Raw genomic sequence first — 19,260 nt, 5'->3', positions numbered from 1 at the left:
TCATCGGCACACCACCGAATGGTTGGTGCCACCGATCTTATTGAGGATCCCTGGCGGGAACAACACGTCACCGATCGCGATGTCGAGGTCGCAGGCGTAGATGTTCAGGTAGGCCCCCTGGCCGAGCACGAGCGGGAAATGTCCGAGGAAGATCGGCAGGTTCTTGGCCATCCCGTCGAGTTTGGAGCCGTTGCCGATCAGAATCCTGGTCGCCTGATTGGCCGAGGTGGCCGCGTCGGCGAGATTACCCCGGGATTGGGTGAGGACGTCGGCGAATCCCGATGCGGTGTTGCCGATCTGGGTGACGGCCGTACCGAAGGCCGCCGAATTCGCGTTCAGGCTCTTGATGACGCCGGAGACGCTCTCGACGAGGGTCCCGATCTGGTCGCCCTGACGCGACAGATCACGCAGCACCCCGCTGAGATTGTCGATGATCGCCCCGATCACCACGTCCCGGTTGGACATGTCGGAGGCGAACTTGCCGACCTGGGCGACGGTGTTGGACAACGACACCGAGTCGCCCTGGAACGCCTGGACCAGACCGTTGGAGAGATTGTTGACCTGCTCGGGAGTCAAGGTGTCGAAGACCGGCTGGAATCCGGCGAGCAGTTTGGTCACGTCGAAGGAGTCTTCCGAGGGCTCCTTGAGCGTCGACCCGACCGAAAGTGGTTGCGGGGTCCCGTCGGCGAGGGACAGCGCGAGATACCGCTGGCCGATCAGGTTCTGGTACCGGATCGCGGCCTGCGTGGTGGTGTACATCGGCTGGTCGTCCTGCACCTCGAAGGTGACCTTGGCGCGGCCGTCGACGAGATCGATCGAATCGACACGACCCACCCGCACACCCGCCATCCGGACGTCGTCGCCCTTGGCCAGTCCCGAGGCATCGGTGAAGAAGGTGCTGAAGTTGTTGGTACTGCCCGACACCGATCGTTCCAGCGTCGAATAAATGATGTAGGTCAGCAGCAATGCGACGACCGCGAACAGCGCGAACCCGATCAGCGGTTTACGGATACTCGACTGCGCGGCGCTCATCGTCCCCCTCCCGAGGTGCCAGTCTGGGTCGAAGCAGTCTGGGTCGAAGCAGTCTGGGTCGAGACCGACTGCACCAGCGGACCGAGCATCAAGGTGTCGGCCGCACTGGGCGCACGATCGAGCGCGGCGGTCAGCGTCTGGTTGTCGGTGCCGGTGGTGACCATGCCCGCCGGCGACATCCGGCGCATCCCGTCGGACGGATAGATCATCAGCGGACCCGAACTCGTCGGACCCGTGCCGGTGCCCGGACCGACGCACCCGGGACCGCGCAGCTGACCGTAGGGCCCACCGTTGTACACGGGACAGTTCTGGCGGGTATAACGCTGGAACGCACTGAAACTCAGGCCTATGTTGAGCTGCGCATGCCCGTTGACACCGGTGAACACCGTGAGGACCTTTGCCGCGAGATTGTTCAGTGCAGTCAGCGCCTGCGGCAACGCATTCGGCTCATAGACCGCTGCGCCGAGCAGGGTGTTGGTGTCGGCGACGATGCGCTTGCCACCGTCACCATTGGCCGCGAACAGTGACTGCACCTCGTCGGTCAGGCCTTGCGCCGCCGAGAGCAACGCAGTCAGGTCGTTCCGCGACTGCGCTATCGTCATCGCCGGAATCACGCTGCGGCCCAACGTATCCAACAGTTGCGGCGCGGATCGCGACAGGCCCTGTACGGACTGGTTGAAGTTGTCGAATCCGGACGGCGCGCCCGGGGGAAACTGCGCGTTGATGGTGTCGAAATAGTTCTGCAGGACGCCGACGAACAGACCGAAGGTGGTCCCGCCACCGCGCAGCGCGTCGGCGATGGTGCCAAGGACACCGGCGAGTTGCTCCGGGGGCACTGCCTGCAACAGGGTCCGCAGCTGGTTTTGCGCGTCCTGCAGTTTGATCGTCTGTAGCGATCGGTCCGCAGGGATGGACGCGCCCGCCGAAAGATGGTCGGCGGCCGGATGGTCCGGTTGCACCAGCTCGACCGCGTTCACACCGAAGAGGTTGGAGGGTACTGTGCGCGCGGTGACGTTGGCCGGAATGCCCTCGGACTGTGCCGGAGTGATGTCCATATCGACCTGGCGCAGGTTCACCCCGGACTGGCCCGGTTCGTCGGTGAGACCGACGTTCTTGACCGACCCCACGATGAGTCCGTTGTAGCGCACATCGGCACCCGCGGTCAGGCCGTCACCGACGTCGGTGAGTTTGGCATTGACCGCGACGGTGGAGCTGAACACGCCCTCGTACCGCATGAACAACAACACGAAAAGGATCACCAACACGATCAGGAATGCACTGCCGCGCAATACATAGTGCATCAGCGAGGGGTTACGGCCGTCGGTGGCTATCAGCATGGCTACCCCCTCACCCCGAGATCCTGATTCCGGGCGATGTTCCCCAGAACACCAGCGTCATGACCAGATTCGCGAACACGATGACGATGATCGCCAGCCGGATCGCGTGTCCGGCTGCCACCCCGACGCCCTCCGGCCCGCCGGAGGCGAAATACCCGTAGTAGCACTGGATGAACGTGGTCAACAGCACAAAGATGATGACCTTGATGAACGAGTACACCATGTCACTCGAGACCAGGAAGGCATTGAAATAAGCGAGGTAGTTTCCCGCCCCCTGCCCGCTCTGGATCTGGAACATCACTTGGCACGCAAGGTAATTCGCAGCCAACGAGACCGAGTACAGCGGCACGATCGCCAGTACCGCCGCCGACATCCGGGTGGTCACCAGATACGGCAGGGGCCGGATCGCGATGGATTCCAGCGCATCGATCTCCTCACTGATCCGCATCGACCCGAGCTGTGCGGTGAAGCGGCAACCCGACTGCGCGGTGAACGCGGTCGCCGCCAACAGGGGCGCGATCTCACGGGTCGTCGCGAATGCCGACAGACCACCGGTCACCGGTGACATGCCGAGGAGATTCAGTGCGGTGTAACCCTCGATGCCGACCGTCGCGCCGCCCATGACGCCGAGGATCACCATGACACCGACGGTGCCGCCTCCGACCACTATTGCGCCATTGCCCCATGCGACATCGGCAAGCAGACGCCAAACCTCTTTGCGGTAGTGGGTGAACGCGAGAGGCACCGAACCGACCGACCGCACCAAGAACGTAATGAGGTGCCCCATGCGGGCCAGCGCGTCACGCGGCCCGCGGTAGACACCCTTCGCAGCCTCGACGGGCCGAAGTACGGGCGGAACATACCGGGACGCGACCATCTCACACCACCTTTGCCGGGACGACGATGGCGAACAACTGCGTGAGCACCACGTTGACGGTGAACAACAGCAGCACCGAATTGACCACGGCGGCGTTCACCGAGTTGGCGACGCCGGCGGGACCACCCTTGGTGTTGAGTCCGCGGTCACAAGCCACGATCGCCACGATCGCGCCGAAAATGACCGATTTGATCAAGGCGAACAACAGGTCCGACACCGAGGCGAACGAGGAGAAGGTGCCAGTGTAGCTACCGGGGGTGCCACCCTGGAAGTACACGTTGAAGGCGTAACCGGTGATGAAGCCGACGAAACATACGAAACCGCAGAGCAGGAAGCTGACCACCATGGTTGCGAGCAGGCGCGGCGAGATCAGTCGCTGCACGGGGTTCACACCCATCACGCGCATCGCGTCGATCTCGTCCCGTATCGTCCGGGAACCCAGGTCGGCGGCAATCGCCGAACCGACCGCACCGGCGAGCAACAGTGAGGTAACCAACGGGGCGCCCTGGCGGATGACACCGAGTCCGGTGGCGGCACCGGAGAACGACGTCGCACCGATCTGCCCAGCGATGTTGGATACCTGGATCGAGACGATCACGCCAATCGGGATGGCGACCAGGAAGGTCGGGAACACCGAGGTGCTCGACATGAAGGCGCACTGACGGATGAACTCACCGAACGGGAAGCGGCGCTTGAGAATGTCCTCGATGAGGACCCTGAACACCTCGACGAACATCGCGAGCTGACGACCGAAGGTCTCGAAACTCGCCACAATGTGTTCACGAAACCACTTGCGCACTCCCCCGGGCTTGCGCGTCCCTGTTGCCTCGTCTTCCGAAGCCACTGCGTCAGTGCTGCTCAACACCCATCCCTGCGTCGTACGTCATCCGTCGCGCGCCCCCCTGGCAGGCCTAGCTCGCAGTAATATACAGCACCGCCGAGCACGTCGTATGCCGCGGGTCACACCCCGCGTGGCCTGCACGCTCGCATCCCACCCAATACGGTGGGTTCTGTGGTCGAGCCTCAGGATGGTCCCCCCGATGTGGAGGGCCACGCATGTATGGGTGCCGACACAGTAACTTGGTCAGGCGTCCAAGGTGAGGAGAAACACGGGAATCGCTCCAACAGAATCGGCGCGACTCCCTTCCTACCCCCTCGGGGAATGGCCGACCTCCAGGTCTGGGCGCCCGCGGCAGCACGGATGCGCACCCGGGTCGTCACTCCGACGGGCACGCGTGATCTGCCGATGATCGGCACCGGCGCACCCGGGTGGTACCGGATTGATCCGGCCGTACTGACCACAGCGCCTGGCGAACTCGGACACACTGATCCCGAGCACCTGCGGTACGGATTCCTCATCGACGACGGGGAGCGCGCGCTGCCCGACCCGCGGTCGGTCCGCCTGCCTGACGGTGTCCACGGCCTGTCCGCATTCCATGTGGTCGACCCGTCGATCTGGCACGACGCACAGTGGACCGGTCGCGACATCCGCGGTGCCGTGCTCTACGAGCTCCACATCGGCACCTTCACCCCCGAGGGGACCCTCGACTCGGCTATCGGGCACCTCGACGACCTGGTGGAGCTCGGCATCGATGCAGTGGAGGTCATGCCGCTCAATGCCTTCAATGGTGAGTACAACTGGGGATATGACGGCGTCGGCTGGTATGCGGTGCACGAACCATACGGCGGCCCGGATGCCTTCGCCCGCTTCGTTGACGCCTGTCACGTCCGGGGGCTGGCCGTGGTGCTCGACGTCGTCTACAACCACCTCGGACCGTCGGGCAATTACCTCCCCGAGTTCGGGCCCTATCTCGGTGCCGGTTCGACCGGCTGGGGTTCGTCGCTGAATCTCGACGGTCCGTCCTCCGATGAGGTGCGCACCTATATTCTGCAGAACGCGCTGCGCTGGTTCGCCGAGTTTCACGTCGACGCGCTGCGGTTGGACGCGGTACACGCCCTCGTCGATCACCGCGCCTATCCACTGCTCGAAGCCCTCGCAGTCAGTGCCGACGCGCTGTCGGACTCGTTGGGCCGTCCGTGCTCTCTCATCGCCGAGTCCGACCTCAACGATCCGCGACTGATCGTGCCCAGAGCGGTCAACGGCCACGGTCTGACCGCTCAATGGGACGACGACATCCATCACGCGATCCACACCGCCGTCTCCGGGGAACGACAAGGGTATTATGCGGATTTCGGCAGCCTCAAGGGTCTGTCAAAGGTGTTGCGCGGCGGCTTCTTCCACGACGGAACGTACTCATCCTTCCGCGGCCGCCACCACGGCAGGCCGATCCCGGAGACGGTCCCGACCACCGCGCTGGTGGCCTACACCTGCGACCACGATCAGATCGGCAACCGGGCGATCGGGGATCGGCCGAGCCACTACCTCGACCACGGCCAGCTCGCCATCAAGGCGGCATTGGTGCTGTTGTCTCCCTTCACCCCGATGCTGTTCATGGGCGAGGAGTGGGCCGCCGGTACGCCGTTTGCGTTCTTCACCTCCCATCCCGAGCCCGAACTCGCCGAGGCCACCCGCAACGGCCGCAAGGCCGAATTCGCCGACCACGGTTGGGATACCGCCGACATCCCCGACCCGCAGGATCCGGAGACGTTTCTGCGCTCCAGGCTGAACTGGAGGGAAGCCGATGCGCCGGAGCACTCCCGGGTCCGGAACTTCTACCGCGAGCTCATCGCGCTGCGTAAGTCCACAGATGCCATCTCCCGCAGCGATTTCGCGTCCGTTGACACCGACTACGACGACGCCGGGGGATGGTTCGCGATGCATCGTGGAGATGACGGGTCCGAGACGCAGTGGTCGGTCGTCTGCGTCCTGGCTGACCAGCCGCTCACCGTGCCCATCGATGTCGAACCGGTGTTGTGGTGGGAGCCGGCGGAATCGGCCGACGACGGGATACGCAGCCCTGGCCACAACGTGGTGATCGGCCGCCGCCGCTCGTAACCGTCACCGGCGATCGGCCGAGACTTCGTAGCCGTCACTGTCAGGTCAGATACTGATATGCCGGCGAATCCGGTTCTAGCCGTTCACAATTGAGTCGCGAGCGATCCATCCGTTCCATCAGTCCGGCGAGTCCGTCGCGGTCGCCGAGCTCGATACCCACGAGTGCCGCGCCGGTCTCGCGATTGTTGCGCTTGACGTACTCGAACAGCGTGATGTCGTCGTCGGGACCGAGGACCTCGTCGAGGAAACGCCGAAGCGCCCCCGGCTCCTGCGGAAAATCGACGAGGAAGTAGTGCTTGAGCCCCCGGTGGACCAGCGAGCGTTCGATGATCTCGCCGTAGCGGGAGACATCGTTGTTGCCACCGGAGACCAAGCACACCACCACGGCGTCCGCGGGCAGCTTCAGCTGCGAGAGACCGGCCACCGCCAGCGCTCCGGCCGGTTCGGCGATGATGCCCTCGTTCTGATAGAGCTCGAGCATCGTCGTGCAGATCGCACCCTCGTCGACGTGGGTGATGTGTGCCGATCCCGCAGGCAACGACACCGGCTCGTCGGGCAGTACCCGAACCGGACTGTGCGTCATGGTCCCTGCCCGGACCTCGTCGAGAACCGCGTGGGCGGTGACCGATGCGTCGAGATCGGCCATCGCGCGGTGCCCGAGCACGCCGATCCGTTTGACGGCCGCACCGTCGACGAACGGGTCGATCCGATCGAGCGTCACCGGTCCGTCGGCAACCAGGGCGGCTGCGAGGGAGACGGCGCCGGTCGGCTCGACCCCGACGATGACGGTCGCGCGCGATACCGAGCGGAAGTAGGTGGCCATCCCGGCCAGACAACCACCGCCACCGACGGGTGCGACGACGACATCCGGTGCGCGGCCGAGTTGATCGACGACCTCCCTGGCGATCGTGCCCTGACCCGCGGCGGTCCGCGGATCGTCGAAGGCATGGATCCAGGCCGCACCGCTACCCGCTACATCGGCTTGGGCGGCAGCCGCGGCCGCGTCGTAGGTGTCGCCGACCGCCAAGAGCTCCACGTAATCGCCCCCGTGCCAACGAATCCGGTCGCGCTTCTGTTTCGGGGTGGTGGTCGGCACGTAGATACGTCCGGGCGTCTGCATGGCGCGACAGGCGTAGGCCACCCCCTGGGCGTGGTTGCCGGCGCTCGCGGCAACCACCCCGCGCGACCGCTCCTCTGGGGACAGCTGCGCCATCACGTTGTAGGCACCGCGGATCTTGTAGGACCGGACGGTCTGCAGATCCTCGCGCTTGAGGTAGACCTGCGCGCCGACATCACCGCTGATGCGCGGGGCCGCCTCGAGCGGGGTGTGGGCGACCGCGGGCTCGATGCGTGCGGCGGCCGCGTCGATCGCCGCGGCTGACAAACCCGGCCCCGACTCCTGGTGCGACTCATGGACGTGCGGTGTGCTCACGGCACCCATGGTCTCACCGGCAGCGCTGTCCAGACCGGGCGGGGCGGACGGCTGGACGGCCCCTTCAGACCGACGCCGGTGACACCACCGGCAATTGTCTGCGTCGAGCCGCGTGCCGGGCGTAGACTCGGCGACAAAGTGTCCACCACATCGGCGTAGGCGCGTACCGGCAGGACTCGAGACAACGGTTCGCGCCAGCCGATGACCGATCACCATGTCAGCGGAAGGAACTCCCTTGACCCTGCTCGCCCGGACCCTGCTCACACGTCCGCTCCGGCGCGGCTCTCGCCGACTACTCGCCGCGGCTTGTGGTGGAGTGCTGACCGCCGGAGTACTCAGCGCCCTCGGGACGGCCCCGGCCCAGGCGGCGCCGGTCTGCGCAGGCGGCGGCGCGCCTGCCCGGCTTGTCGGCGCTGTCCCCGGCGCGGCGCTGGAGGGCCTGACCGTCGATGCCGCCGGTCGCGCGTATGTGACCGATCTATTCAGCGGACAGGTGTTCCGGTTCGACCGCCCGGGCGCACCGGGGCGGGCGATCGCCCGCGTTCCCTCCGGTGGCGGCGGGGCATTGGCCTGGGCACCCGACGGCACGCTGCTCGTCGGGTACGGCGCCGATCCACGGGTGGTCGTCGGGGATGCGGTGCGCCAGGGCGCGATCGCGCGACTGAATACCCGGACAAATGTCCTGCGACCGTGGGTGGGCGGGCTCTCCGCCGCCGACGGGATGGACGTGGCCGCCAACGGTACCGTCTACGCCACCAACGACTTTGGCAACCTCATCGGACGCATCACACCGAACGGTGCGGTCAACGCACAGTGGGGATCGCTACCGAGTGCCAACGGCGCCGTCCTCGGTCGGGGCGACAAATGGCTGTACGTCTCTCGCACCTTCACCAATCCGGGCGTCAGCCGGATCTCGACGGCGAACCCACGTGTCGTACAAAGCCTGCTGACCCTCGGCGGCGCGGACGCCCTGGCAGCTCCCGACGGCCTGACCCTGGACTCGCGAGATCGGCCGGTGGTGCCGTTCAATGCCGGTGGGCAGATCGTCAGGATTACCGCACCGGGATCGTATTGCGTTCTGGCGCAAGGACTTCGCCTGTCCAGCGTGCTGAGCTACGGCCGTGGGGACCGCGGATTCTCGGCAGGCCGACTCTATCGTGCCGGATTCGACGGCCGGATCTATGAGATCCCCGGCGGGTTCGACGCCGGGGCGGTCGCCGCGTTTCCGGGCAGGTGACGCGCGACGAGCCACGTCGTTACCAGCGCGACACCGGAGAGCCAGGCGGTGAGTTCCGGTGTGAGGGCAAGCAGTGAGATCAGTCCGACGACGCCGGCCACTGCAATCGCCTGAAGCTTGTGCACCGGCCACGCCACTCCCGCGACATCGACACTGCGCACCACGCGAGCATGCTCACGAAAGAGGTTTATCTCGATCATCGCGGTCATCTGCGCGCTCCTGCCGATGGGTCTTCGTACTGCCGTGATGCCGAATATAGCACCACCATCAACCCTGGTTTCGGCCAGCCGAAACCAGGGTTTCGTGGTATGGCTCGGCGCGCCGACGCACCGGTCTCAACGACTGCGTTGCAGCGTGTCGAGCAGTTCGTGATAGGGCCCGACCAGATACGCGGTGTCTTCGGCAGCCAGCCGATCGTCGCGTCGGGGATGCAGAATGGTCCCGGATCGCCCGACGATCGCGATGATGCGGGTCCGTGTGGGCAGGTCGGCGAGCAGCATGCCGTCGAGGACGCTGCCGCGCCGGACGAACAGGCCGCCAACCATGAACGAATACCGTCCAACCGAAAACGTGGAGATGACCTGCAGACCGAGTGCCGCTCCGATGAACCACGGCGCGGCGAGTTCGACGGTGGACCGCACGTTCTCGAATCCGAAACGGTGCGCGACCGCCGCGCCCAACGAGTGGTCATAGACGCGAAGCACCACCGGAACGCCCGTCTGTCCGGCCGACCGGGACCAGCGCCGTCCGAGTACCTCACGCAGGATGATGCCGGTCTCGATGTTCACCATGTCGTCGTGGGTGAGCACGGCCACCGCGTGCGCGCGGTCGATACCAGCATCGGCGAGTGTGCGCCGCAGCGTCGCGTCCCCGATGATCACCGGGATGTTTAGTTCGGTCGCCACCTCGAGGAAGCGGTTGTCGTCGTTGCGTTCGACCACGACCACCTCATGTCCGAGCGCCCGTAGATCGGTCGCCACCCGGATGCCGAAGGACCCCAACCCCACGACCAGGATGTGACCGGCCATGTCGCGAACGCGCCGACGTGCGGCGGACGCACCGATTCGGCGGGACAACAACAGGTCGGCGACGAAGGCCATCAACACCGCGGTGGTGGTGACTCCGGCGAACATCAAACCGATAGCGAACAACCGCAGCCAGGTCGGCTGTCCGACGAAGCTGAAATCGCCGTAACCGACCGTCGCAATGGTCTCGGTCGAGAAATAGAGCGCATCGACCAGACTCATCCCGGGCCGGTGATAAGTGAAACGCAGCAGGATGGTGGCAAAGGCCAACAGTGCAAACGACACACCAAGCGCGCGAAAGAGGTTCGGGTTGACGTCGTCGCGGAACGCTCGGAAGGCGCCGAGAGCGCGCAGCGGGAGCGGACGACGTGAGCGCGCGGGTCGCCGGTCCGGGGTGATCTCCACACCCTGCGCGGCGAGGTCGTCGACCGTGCCGATCATCGAGACCCAATCCCCCGGTTCGACCGGCAGATCGCGGCCCGGGCATGGCACGACCGACTCCGCACCCGACCCGGATCCGGCGCGCAACACGGCCACCGGCGCGAGGTCGCCGTAGAGCTCACGCAGTGTGCCCGCTCTCGTGGCATGGGCCCCCGACACCACAAACTCGTTGCCCGCCACCGGGATCGAGTGCGTCGTACGACCCAGACACGCCTCGACGACCGACGGGGCGGCGAGTTCGGCAACGTCGAGTACAGCGCCCGGCCCGTTGCCCGAGGCGACCGCGTCACGCAGAACCGCATTGGACAGGTTGGCGACCACCCGCACGTGCGGGTCGAGAGTGCGTGCCAGTAGGGCGATTTCGAGGTTCACCGCGTCGTCCGACCCGGCGCACACCACTGCCGCGGCCTGCCCGACACCGGCGTCGGCGAGATCACCGGGTGCCGACAGCGTGATGATGCGCGCTCCGGCACTGGCGAGTTCCTCGGTGATCCTCAGCGTCAGCGCGTCGTCACCGTGCACGATGATGTGATCGGGCATTTCACAGAGCGTACCCGTGGCAGGTCAAGCACGCGCGCCGACGCTGACCGCCCCCGGTGACTCAGCTCAGGCAGCTCGGACCGAGGAGCGCCTTGAGGTCACCCATCAGCGCCGAACTCGGGGTCACCCGCAGCGATTCGGTCAGGCACAGCAGCGTCGAGCGATCTTCGGACACGAGAGTGACGTGAACGTCGGCGGTCCCGGGATGGCGGGTCAACACCTGCTTGAGTGCGGCGACCCGATCCGGCGTACACAGACGGCTCGGCAACGTCAGGGCAACCGGCTTGGTCGTGCCCGCCACGTCGAGGTCGGGGACGGCGAGGTCATTGGCGCTGATCATCATCTTGTCGTCCTCACGCAGGGTCACGCGAGCCTTGATGAGCACGATGTTGTCCGGAGCGATGTCCATCCCATAGGCCACGAACGAGCGTGGGAAGAAGTAGACCTCGACGCCACCGACCATGTCCTCGAGGGTGATCGCGGCCCACGGCTCACCCTTCTTGTTCACCCGGCGGGTGACCGTGGAGATGATGCCGCCAATCGTGATCTGGGCGCCGTCGGACACATTGCCCTCAAGCAGTTGGGTGATCGAGGTGTCGGTCTGGGCGGCGATGGCATGCTCGACGCCGGCCAACGGGTGCCCGGATACGTAGAGCCCCAACATCTCTCGTTCCAGGGTGAGCTTGTGTTTGGTATCCCACTCCTGGTCGGGCACGGGCACCGCGAACACCTCGGCGAGACTGTCGTCGGCCGACTCGTCGCCACCACCGAACAGATCGAACTGCCCGATCGCTTCGGCCTTCTTGGTGCCGATCACCGATTCGACAGCCTCGGCGTGGATCAAGAACAGACCCTTGCGCGGATGGCCGAGAGAGTCGAAGGCGCCAGCCTTGATCAGCGACTCAGTGACCTTCTTGTTGCAGGCGGTGACGTCGATCTTGTTGAGGTAGTCGGAGAAGTTCACGAACTTCCCCTTCGACTCCCGGGCCTCGAGGATCGAACCCACTACCCCGGAACCGACGTTGCGGATCGCGGCCAGGCCGAAGCGGATGTCGGTGCCGACGGCGGCGAAGTTGCGCTGCGACTCGTTGACGTCGGGCGGCAACACGGTGATGCCCAGCTTGCGGCAATCGGCCAGGTAGATCGCGGCCTTGTCCTTGTCGTCGCCGACCGAGGTGAGCAGACCGGCCATATACTCGGCGGGATAGTTGGCCTTGAGGTAGGCGGTCCAGAAGGAGACCAGGCCGTAGCCCGCCGCGTGCGATTTGTTGAACGCGTATCCGGCGAACGGCAACACCGTGTCCCACAGGGCGGTGATCGCCGCCTGCGAGAACCCGTTGTTGCGCATGCCCTCGGCGAAGCCGTCGTAGGCCTCGTCGAGGATCTCCTTCTTCTTCTTTCCCATCGCGCGTCGGAGCAGGTCTGCTTGGCCGAGTGAGTAGCCGGCGACCTTCTGCGCGATCTGCATGATCTGCTCTTGATAGACGATGAGGCCATAGGTCTCGGAGAGGATCTCCTTGAGCGGTTCCTCGAGTTCGGGGTGGATCGGCCGGATCTGCTGCACACCGTTCTTGCGCTTGGCGTAGTCCGTGTGCGCGTTGACGCCCATCGGGCCCGGGCGATACAGGGCGAGGACGGCGACGATGTCCTCGAAACCGGTCGGCTGCATCATCTTCAGTAGTTCGCGCATGGCCGCGCCGTCGAGCTGGAACACGCCGAGCGTGTCGCCACGGGCAAGGAGCTCGTAGGTCTTCGGGTCCTCGAGTGGGAGCTTGTCGAGATCGAGGTCGATCCCACGGTTGAGCTTGATGTTCTCCAGGGCGTCACCGATGACGGTGAGATTACGCAGTCCCAGGAAATCCATCTTCAACAGGCCGATCGCCTCGCACGAGGGATAGTCCCAACCGGTGATGATCGCGCCGTCCTGGGCGCGCTTCCACACCGGGATTGCGTCGGTGAGCGGCTCCGAGGACATGATCACCGCGCAGGCGTGGACACCGGCATTGCGGATCAGCCCCTCGAGGCCGAGCGCGGTGTCGTAGATCTTCTTGACGTCGGGGTCAGTCTCGATGAGAGTGCGCACCTCGGTGGCCTCGCCGAATCGCTCGTGCTCGGGGTTGGTAATCCCCCATACCGGGATGTCCTTGGCCATGATGGGCGGCGGGAGGGCCTTGGTGATGCGGTCGGCGATCGCGAAGCCGGGCTGGCCGAACTGGACTCTGGCCGAGTCCTTGATCGCGGCCTTGGTCTTGATCGTGCCGAACGTGATGACCTGGGCGACCTTGTCGCTGCCCCATCGTTCGGTGGCGTAGCGCACCATCTCACCGCGCCGGCGGTCGTCGAAGTCGATGTCGATATCGGGCATCGACACGCGCTCGGGATTCAGGAATCGCTCGAAAAGCAGTCCATGCGGGATCGGGTCGATGTTGGTGATGCCCAACGCCCACGCGACCAGTGAGCCGGCCGCCGACCCGCGGCCCGGGCCGACGCGGATACCGACCTCTTGCGCGTGCCGGATGAGGTCGCCGACCACCAGGAAGTAGGCCGGAAACCCCATCTGGATGATGACGTCGAGTTCGTAGTTCGCGCGCTCCTGGTACTTCGCGGGCACCTCGGAGTCGGGGAAGCGACGTTCTTTGAGGCCCTTGGCCACCTCCTTGCGCAACCAGGTTTCCTGGGAATCCCCCTCGGGCACCGGGAAGACCGGCATCCGGTCGCGGTGGGTGAAGACGTCGGCGTAACTCTGCACCCGCTCGCCGATCTCCAGGGTGTTGTCGCAAGCACCGGGCACAACCGAATCCCACTGCTCCCGCATCTCCGCGGCCGACTTCAGGTAGTAGCCGTCACCGTCGAACTTGAAGCGGGTGGGATCGGACAGGGTCTTGCCGGTCTGCACGCACAGCAGCGCCTCGTGCGCGGCGGCGTGCTCCTTGGTGACGTAATGGCAATCGTTGGTGACGATGGGTTTGATGCCGAGCTTTCGACCGATCTCGAGCAGTCCGTCGCGGACCCGGCGCTCGATCTCGAGGCCGTGCTCCATCAGTTCGAGATAGAAGTTCTCCTTGCCGAAGATCTCCTGCCATTTCGCAGCCGCCTCGAGTGCTTCACGCTCGTGACCGAGCCGCAACCGCGTCTGCACCTCGCCCGACGGGCAGCCGGTGGTGGCGATGATCCCCTCGGCATGCGCGGCGATGATCTCGGCGTCCATGCGTGCCCACTTGCCCAACTGCCCCTCGATCGACGCCAACGACGAGAGCGTGAACAGGTTGCGCAGTCCCGTGGCGTTCTCGGCGACCATCGTCATGTGGGTGTAGGCACCCGAGCCGGAGACGTCGTCGTCCTTCTGGTCGCGAGTACCCCACAGAATGCGGCTGGTGGTGAAGCGCGACTCCGGGGCGATGTAGGCCTCGATGCCGATGATGGGGGTGATGTCGTTCTTCACCGCGGTGTTGTAGAACTCGCTGGCACCGAACATGTTGCCGTGGTCGGTCATACCGATCGCGGTCATTCCCAGGCGCTTGGCCTCGGCGAATAGCGGCGACACCTTCGCCGCGCCGTCGAGCATCGAGTACTCGGTGTGGTTGTGCAGGTGAACAAACGAGTCTGCCACGGACGCTTCTCACCTCTGGTGCGAGTCTTTCGGATAGGGCGTCACCAACTCTAGGCGCTGCAACCGACAGCCACGCCCGGGCACGCCGCCGCGGGAAAGCTGTGGCAGGTGAGGCACCTACGCAGAGTGTCGGCGTCGGTGTGTCACGCCCGGCGTGTCGGGCGGCCGCCGGTCCGGGGCGCCTCAGCCCTCGCGAAGAACGTCGAGCGCGTGCTGCAGATCCTTCGGATACGGGCTGGTGTATTCGACATGACGACCGTCGGCGGGGTGGGCGAATCCCAGCGACCGCGCGTGCAGCCACTGACGCTCGAGACCCAGACGTGACGCGAGCACCGGGTCGGCCCCGTAGGTGAGATCACCGCAACACGGATGGTGCAGTGCCGAGAAGTGCACCCGGATCTGATGGGTGCGGCCGGTCTCGAGATGGATGTCGAGTAGTGACGCCGCCGCGAACATCTCGAGGGTGTCGTAGTGGGTGATGCTCGGCTTGCCACCCGCGGTGACCGCGAACTTCCAGTCGTTGCCGCGATGGCGGCCGATCGGGGCGTCGATGGTCCCCCCGGCCGGATCGAGATGTCCCTGCACCAGCGCGTGATACCCCTTGACGACCTCGCGGTCCCGGAAGGCGCGCTTGAGCAACGAATACGCACGCTCGGAGACCGCTACCACCATCAGTCCGGAGGTCCCGACGTCGAGCCGGGACACGATGCCCTGCCGCTCGGAAGCACCCGAGGTGGAGATCCGATAGCCCGCGGCGGCCAGCGCACCGACGACGGTCGGTCCGCTCCAGCCCACCGAGGGATGTGCAGCGACCCCGACCGGTTTGTCGACGACGATGATGTCGGAGTCGTGATAGACGACCGAGAGGTCCGCCACCGGTGTGGGCTCGACCCGCAGCGGCTCTGTCGGCGCGGGCAGCAGGACATCGAGCCAACCGCCGGCGACCAGTTTGTGAGACTTGCCGACCGCGACGCCATCGACCGAGATCTCGCCGTCGTCGGCGAGCCGGCCCACGACCGTGCGCGACAGGCCCAGCAGCCGCGCCACCCCGGCATCGGCCCGCATCCCATCGAGACCGTCGGGAATGGGCATCGCGCGCGACTCACGCATCGGCGTTCCTTCCGGTCTCGGTGCCCGTGGTGGTCCCGGTGCCCGTGGTGGTCCCGGTGCCCGTGGTGGTCCCGGTGCCCGTGGTGGTCCCGGTGCTCTTGTTGATCCCGGTATCCGCGCGTGCGTCGACCGCGCCGGCATCGATGGCCCCGGGATCGGCCTCCGACGGCTGCTCGTCGGGGTCCGGGTCGTTGCGGGCCGCCCAGCCCGAGCGGGTGCCGTCGTGGTCGAATCCGAGCAGCGACAGGATCACCAACAGCACCGCCCCGCAGACGACCGCCGAGTCCGCAACGTTGAACACCGGCCACCAGCCCACCGACACGAAATCGACGACACGCCCGCGCAGCGGGCCCGGCGCCCGGAAGATCCGGTCGATCAGATTGCCCAGTGCCCCACCGAGAACCAGCCCCAGACCGAGAATCCACCAGCCCGATCGGAGGCGGCCGGCATAACGGATGATGACGGCCACCACCGCCAGGGCGATCAACGTGAGAACCCACGTGTAACCGGTCGCCGTCGAGAAGGCCGCGCCGCTGTTGCGCACCAGGCGCAGGGTCACCGTGTCGCCGATGATCCGCACCGGCTCGCCCGGTGTGATCAGGTCCACTACAAGGGTTTTGGTGATGACATCGAGAGCGACGACGGTACCGGCGATGACGCCCAGAACGGCGAGTACCTTCGCGCTGCGATGCGTGCGGCGGGCCGTCGTCGCGGTCGTCATCTGCTCGCCGGCACCCGAGGTGGTGTCACTGGTCGCTGAGTCGTCCACCCGTCCATCATCCCTGACGTGTGCAATACGCTGACTGCCGTGCCCCCCACGCCCGCATCGTCCAGGATCGCCGCACGCACGATCCGGCGCAGGCGCCGCCCGTCACGCAGGTCCACTGCCACGGTCTGGGCGACCGTCCTCACCGGCGCCCTCGCGGTGAGCGCCTGTGGCTCCGTCAGCGATACAGCAGCGTCGTCGCAACCGCCGACCCCGACCGGGGCATGCGCCACCGACCCCGGAATCGGTCTGACGCAGACCACACCGATCCCGATCCCGACCGCGACTGTCACGCTCATCTCCCCCGGCGCGGCACCCACCCGCGTCGCCACACCCGCACCCGACGTCGGTTCGGCACAGCAGGTGACGCTGTCGACCACCTCGAGCGAGGTCTCCACCACCGCGCAGACCACCCAGGAAGTCACCACCCCGCTGACCGCACGGTTCGGCTGCACGACAACCTCCGAACTGCACCTCGTCCTCGGAACACCGACCTCGACGCAGCCCGAACTGACCGACCAGCTCGCCAAGGCGAAGGGCAGCATCGGCGGAATCGCCCTCGGACCGGCGCTGAGCCCGATGTCGCTACGTCTGCGGCCGACCGACGCGTCGTCGGCTCCCGCACGTCGTGCGCTCGAACAGTCGCTCGTGCAGACGCTGCAGGATTCGATCGTGCTACCCACCGACGCGATCGGTGTGGGCGCGACGTGGCGTAGCGAACGCACCGTCGTCGGTGCCGCAACGGTGACGCAGACGATCCAGGCGCGGCTGGACGCGTGGAACGGCACTCGCCTGACCATCTCCTTCACCGCCGAGGAGTCACCGATCAACTCGGTGTTCGCGATCCCCGGCGGCAACACCACGCTGACGATCGCCCGGTATTCCTATTCCGGGTCCGGGGCGATCACCGTCGACCTCACCCGAGGATTGCCCGTCGGCGGGCATGCCGACTACAGCGGTGCGCGAGAACTGGTCGGCGCCGACCCCGACCAGCCACTACTGCAACGCATCGGGTTCAGCGTGCACTGGAGGTGACCTGTCGGGCCGCATATGCACCCGACATCATCGCAAACACCGCAGGGCCCGACTCGTAGAGTCGGGCCCTGCGGTGTCATTATCGGATGCTCGATCAGCTCGACGGGCGGGTGCTGGTCGACGACGGGCACATCGGCGTCGTCACTCCGTTGCTGGTGATCAGCGGGCAGACGAAGCTGCTGGCCAGCTTCCATCGGCCGCCGTCGTAGACGATCTGCGCATCGATGTCCTGCGGTTGCTGATCGGGAAGTTTGACCTGAACGCGGACGCTCGCGCGATTCGGCCCATCGGTGGTCACCGGACCCCGGATCTGGTAGCTGGCTCCGGGATTATCGCTCTTCAGCTTGACCAGCCGGTTAAAGATCGACGGGTCCTTCTGCGAGTTCTGCACCAGCTGGGTCTTTTGCGCGTTCGGCACATTCGGGTCGAGTGCGGTCTGCAGCATCTGGTTCAGGGTCGCTACCGAGGGCGGATTGCTCGCATCGGTGACGTTGGTCCCGCCGCCGGCGGTCGAGGCGGCGCTGCTGGTGGTGGTCTGGGCGACGGTGGGGATATCGTCGGAGCTGTCGCCGCTGCTACACGCTGCAACGCTGACGGTCACCGCGGCCGTGATCATGACGGCACCCACGAACTTCGGAAACTTCAACGATCTCCCTCACTGTCTGTGCGACCTCGCCCTTTCCGGCGCGGTCATCCTTACGACTTGTCGCGGTTGCTCCCTCCCGGTCGGGATGGGTCAACGGTGACACCACTATGCCAAACGTTCGCACGGCACCAGCGTGCCGGACACGACACCACCACGACCGCAACGGTTGACGCCGGCGGCGGGTTCCCGCAACCTGTGACCCATGGCACCCATGCCGCGCGCACGCATCGCCCTGATCACCACTGGCGGCACCGTCGCGGCCCGCACCACAACCGACGGCGCGGTGCCCGTGCTCTCCGCCGGAGACCTGCTGACCACCGCTGATGAGTCAGCCGCGCACGAGACGCCCGTCGGGGGAGCGTTCGAACCACAGATCGTCCCCGTCGATCTGATGTCGGTGGACAGTTCGGCGATGACACCGACCGAACAGTTCCGCGTGGTCACCGCGATCGCCGACGCTCTCACCGACCCCGACATCGACGGGGTGGTGGTGACCCATGGCACTGACACGATGGAGGAGACCGCCTTCCTCGCCGACCTCGTCGCCGCCGACCCACGTCCGGTCGTCTTCACCGGCGCGCAACGCCCAGCGGACACACCACACGCCGACGGCCCGGCCAACATCGCATCGGCGTTGGCGTATGCCGCCGATCCGGACTCGCGCTCGCTCGGCGTCCAGATCGTCCTCGGCGGTCGGATCACCGCGGCACGTGGGGCGTTCAAGGTCTCGACGGTCGATCTCGATGTCTTCGATTCCGTGCACGATTCGTTGCCACGACCATTGCTGACCGGCCCACTGCCGGGTGGGCGTCCGGCGCGCGTCGACGCCTACACCCTGTATCCGGGTGTGTCACCGGGACTCATCGCGGCCTCGGTGTCGCAGAACGCCGCAGGTATTGTGCTCGCCGGGACCGGTTCGGGCAATACCCATCCCGACATCACCGCTGAGGTCAGTCTGGCGCGGCAGCGCGGGGTGGCTGTGGTCGTCACCACCCGCGTGCCCTACGGCCCGGTGGTTGCCACCTATGGCGGCGGGGGTGGCGCGGTGGACCTCGCGCGTGCCGGGGCGATCGTCTCGCGGTGGCTGCGCGCACCTCAGGCGCGTGTGGCTTTGCAGGCGCTGCTCACCACCGGCTGCGACGCCGACGAGGTCGCCGACTTCTTCTCCGCATCCGAGCCGCGGTACGACTGAGCAACCCGCCGATTGGGCGATTGG

General features: G+C 66.1%; 15 protein-coding genes. 4 read left to right on the top strand and 11 right to left on the bottom strand.

What is annotated here, in order from left to right; all coding sequences use genetic code 11:
* From EF294_RS08165 to EF294_RS08150, 4 genes are read right to left on the bottom strand one after another with little or no spacing between them, the layout of a single operon-like run.
* Nucleotides 1-1,032 (bottom strand): MCE family protein, encoded by a 1,032-nt coding sequence (locus EF294_RS08165; protein ID WP_123927994.1) that lies wholly within the window; start codon nt 1,030-1,032, stop codon nt 1-3.
* Nucleotides 1,029-2,369, bottom strand: a complete 1,341-nt coding sequence (locus EF294_RS08160; RefSeq protein ID WP_123927991.1) for an MlaD family protein — start codon at nt 2,367-2,369, stop codon at nt 1,029-1,031. The genes EF294_RS08165 and EF294_RS08160 overlap by 4 nt, the downstream gene beginning before the upstream one ends.
* Nucleotides 2,370-2,379: 10 nt before the next feature.
* Nucleotides 2,380-3,246: an MlaE family ABC transporter permease gene (locus EF294_RS08155; RefSeq protein WP_123927989.1), complete on the bottom strand. Its 867-nt coding sequence runs from the start codon at nt 3,244-3,246 to the stop codon at nt 2,380-2,382.
* Nucleotide 3,247: 1 nt separating this feature from the next.
* Entirely contained in the window at nt 3,248-4,045 is a 798-nt protein-coding gene (locus tag EF294_RS08150) for an MlaE family ABC transporter permease (RefSeq protein WP_123928320.1), read from the bottom strand.
* 363 nt (nt 4,046-4,408) lie between these two features.
* Here EF294_RS08150 and treZ point away from each other — a divergent pair, with 363 nt between their 5' ends.
* A complete protein-coding gene (gene treZ, locus EF294_RS08145; protein ID WP_123927987.1) occupies nt 4,409-6,202 on the top strand; it encodes a malto-oligosyltrehalose trehalohydrolase in 1,794 nt (597 codons plus the stop codon).
* Nucleotides 6,203-6,242: 40 nt separating this feature from the next.
* On the opposite strand, the gene ilvA is transcribed toward treZ, so the two are convergent.
* Nucleotides 6,243-7,643, bottom strand: coding sequence for a threonine ammonia-lyase IlvA (ilvA, locus tag EF294_RS08140; RefSeq protein WP_123927984.1), 1,401 nt, complete (start codon nt 7,641-7,643; stop codon nt 6,243-6,245).
* 226 nt (nt 7,644-7,869) lie between these two features.
* Between ilvA and EF294_RS08135 the strand changes: the two genes are divergently transcribed.
* Nucleotides 7,870-8,871 carry an SMP-30/gluconolactonase/LRE family protein gene (locus EF294_RS08135; protein ID WP_123927981.1) on the top strand — a complete coding sequence of 334 codons (1,002 nt, stop codon included), beginning with the start codon at nt 7,870-7,872 and terminating at the stop codon, nt 8,869-8,871.
* Here EF294_RS08135 and EF294_RS08130 read toward each other — a convergent pair.
* The 5 genes from EF294_RS08130 to lspA all read right to left on the bottom strand — a co-directional run bounded on the left by EF294_RS08130 (nt 8,814) and on the right by lspA (nt 16,366).
* Nucleotides 8,814-9,080 carry a hypothetical protein gene (locus tag EF294_RS08130; RefSeq protein WP_123927977.1) on the bottom strand — a complete coding sequence of 89 codons (267 nt, stop codon included), beginning with the start codon at nt 9,078-9,080 and terminating at the stop codon, nt 8,814-8,816. The genes EF294_RS08135 and EF294_RS08130 overlap by 58 nt on opposite strands.
* Before the next feature lie 126 nt (nt 9,081-9,206).
* Nucleotides 9,207-10,877 (bottom strand): NAD-binding protein, encoded by a 1,671-nt coding sequence (locus EF294_RS08125; protein WP_123927974.1) that lies wholly within the window; start codon nt 10,875-10,877, stop codon nt 9,207-9,209.
* A gap of 61 nt (nt 10,878-10,938) precedes the next feature.
* On the bottom strand, nt 10,939-14,487 hold the full coding sequence (gene dnaE / locus EF294_RS08120) for a DNA polymerase III subunit alpha (protein WP_123927971.1): 3,549 nt from the start codon (nt 14,485-14,487) through the stop codon (nt 10,939-10,941).
* A gap of 183 nt (nt 14,488-14,670) precedes the next feature.
* Complete coding sequence (locus EF294_RS08115; protein WP_123927967.1) at nt 14,671-15,597, bottom strand: RluA family pseudouridine synthase; 927 nt, start codon at nt 15,595-15,597, stop codon at nt 14,671-14,673.
* Nucleotides 15,590-16,366 carry a signal peptidase II gene (gene lspA / locus EF294_RS08110; protein WP_123927964.1) on the bottom strand — a complete coding sequence of 259 codons (777 nt, stop codon included), beginning with the start codon at nt 16,364-16,366 and terminating at the stop codon, nt 15,590-15,592. The genes EF294_RS08115 and lspA overlap by 8 nt, the downstream gene beginning before the upstream one ends.
* Before the next feature lie 81 nt (nt 16,367-16,447).
* Between lspA and EF294_RS08105 the strand changes: the two genes are divergently transcribed.
* On the top strand, nt 16,448-17,398 hold the full coding sequence (locus EF294_RS08105) for a hypothetical protein (RefSeq protein WP_123928317.1): 951 nt from the start codon (nt 16,448-16,450) through the stop codon (nt 17,396-17,398).
* Nucleotides 17,399-17,492: 94 nt separating this feature from the next.
* On the opposite strand, the gene EF294_RS08100 is transcribed toward EF294_RS08105, so the two are convergent.
* The gene (locus tag EF294_RS08100) at nt 17,493-18,044 is read right to left on the bottom strand and encodes a WKL family lipoprotein (protein ID WP_185090989.1); all 552 of its coding nucleotides are present in this window, start codon (nt 18,042-18,044) and stop codon (nt 17,493-17,495) included.
* A gap of 202 nt (nt 18,045-18,246) precedes the next feature.
* On the opposite strand from EF294_RS08100, the gene EF294_RS08095 reads away from it, so the two are divergent.
* Nucleotides 18,247-19,236 carry an asparaginase gene (locus EF294_RS08095; RefSeq protein ID WP_123927961.1) on the top strand — a complete coding sequence of 330 codons (990 nt, stop codon included), beginning with the start codon at nt 18,247-18,249 and terminating at the stop codon, nt 19,234-19,236.
* The last annotated feature ends 24 nt before the right edge of the window (nt 19,237-19,260 follow it).

This window comes from Gordonia oryzae (assembly GCF_003797185.1).
Taxonomy (GTDB): Bacteria; Actinomycetota; Actinomycetes; order Mycobacteriales; family Mycobacteriaceae; genus Gordonia; species Gordonia oryzae.
This window is presented reverse-complemented; position numbering and strand designations above follow the sequence as displayed.

Coding starts and splice junctions, on each gene's coding strand:
- EF294_RS08165 (WP_123927994.1), bottom strand. CDS start 1,032: ATGAGCGCCGCGCAGTCGAGTATCCGTAAACCGCTGATCGGGTTCGCG.
- EF294_RS08160 (WP_123927991.1), bottom strand. CDS start 2,369: ATGCTGATAGCCACCGACGGCCGTAACCCCTCGCTGATGCACTATGTA.
- EF294_RS08155 (WP_123927989.1), bottom strand. CDS start 3,246: ATGGTCGCGTCCCGGTATGTTCCGCCCGTACTTCGGCCCGTCGAGGCT.
- treZ (WP_123927987.1), top strand. CDS start 4,409: ATGGCCGACCTCCAGGTCTGGGCGCCCGCGGCAGCACGGATGCGCACC.
- ilvA (WP_123927984.1), bottom strand. CDS start 7,643: ATGGGTGCCGTGAGCACACCGCACGTCCATGAGTCGCACCAGGAGTCG.
- EF294_RS08130 (WP_123927977.1), bottom strand. CDS start 9,080: ATGACCGCGATGATCGAGATAAACCTCTTTCGTGAGCATGCTCGCGTG.
- EF294_RS08125 (WP_123927974.1), bottom strand. CDS start 10,877: ATGCCCGATCACATCATCGTGCACGGTGACGACGCGCTGACGCTGAGG.
- EF294_RS08115 (WP_123927967.1), bottom strand. CDS start 15,597: ATGCGTGAGTCGCGCGCGATGCCCATTCCCGACGGTCTCGATGGGATG.
- EF294_RS08095 (WP_123927961.1), top strand. CDS start 18,247: ATGGCACCCATGCCGCGCGCACGCATCGCCCTGATCACCACTGGCGGC.